This window comes from Pseudomonas sp. 05N434 (assembly GCF_056396965.1).
Window position 1 is genome coordinate 1 of record NZ_JBFTMK010000904.1, and the last position, 1154, is coordinate 1154.

Below are 1154 nucleotides of genomic sequence, written 5' to 3' on the forward strand. Positions count from 1 at the left end.
GCCCTGAACTGGTCAACGAAGATCCGCTGGGCGAAGGCTGGTTCTTCCGCTTCAAGCCAACCGACGCCTCGGCTGTCGGCCAACTGCTGGATCAAGACGCTTACGACCGTCTGATCAAAGCCCAAGCCTGAGGAGCGCCGACATGACTCAAGTCAATCTGACGACCGCCAACGAATTCATCACCCGCCACATCGGCCCGCGTGCAGGCGACGAGCAAGCCATGCTCAACAGCCTCGGTTTCGACTCCCTGGAAGCCCTGAGCGCCAGCGTCATTCCCGACAGCATCAAAGGCACCAGCGTCCTCGGTCTCGAAGACGGCCTGAGCGAAGCCGATGCCCTGGCGTTGATCAAATCCATCGCCGGTAAAAACCAGCTGTTCAAGACTTACATCGGTCAGGGCTACTACGGCACTCACACGCCGTCGCCGATCCTGCGCAACCTGCTGGAAAATCCGGCCTGGTACACCGCCTACACCCCGTRCCAACCAGAAATTTCCCAGGGTCGTCTCGAAGCGCTGCTGAACTTCCAGACCCTGATCAGCGACCTGACCGGCCTGCCGATCGCCAACGCCTCGCTGCTGGACGAAGCCACCGCTGCTGCTGAAGCCATGACGTTCTGCAAACGCCTGAGCAAGAACAAAGGCAGCCACGCCTTCTTCGCCTCCGTTCATTGCCACCCGCAAACCCTCGACGTTTTGCGCACCCGTGCCGAGCCTTTGGGCATCGACGTTGTGGTGGGCGACGAGCGTGAACTGACCGACGTGACGCCATTCTTCGGCGCGCTGCTGCAATACCCGGCGAGCAACGGTGACGTCTTCGATTACCGCGAACTGACCGAACGCTTCCACGCGGCGAATGCGCTGGTCGCGGTCGCTGCTGACCTGCTGGCCCTGACCGTGCTGACCCCGCCGGGCGAGTTCGGCGCCGACGTGGCCATCGGCAGCGCGCAACGCTTCGGTGTTCCGCTGGGCTTCGGTGGCCCGCACGCGGCGTACTTCTCCACCAAGGATGCGTTCAAGCGCGACATGCCGGGCCGTCTGGTCGGCGTTTCCGTGGACCGTTTCGGCAAGCCGGCCCTGCGCCTGGCCATGCAGACCCGCGAGCAACACATCCGTCGCGAGAAAGCCACCAGCAACATCTGCACCGCCCAGGTGC

General features: G+C 63.1%; 1 protein-coding gene and 1 pseudogene. Both read left to right on the top strand.

All coding sequences use genetic code 11. The features are described 5' to 3' along the window. Positions 1-131 (top strand): annotated as a pseudogene (locus tag AC1DLB_RS30585) (glycine cleavage system protein H); the annotation flags it as partial. A gap of 11 nt (positions 132-142) precedes the next feature. After that, on the top strand, positions 143-1154 hold a 1012-nt coding region (locus tag AC1DLB_RS30590; protein ID WP_477786353.1), incomplete at its 3' end, for a glycine dehydrogenase.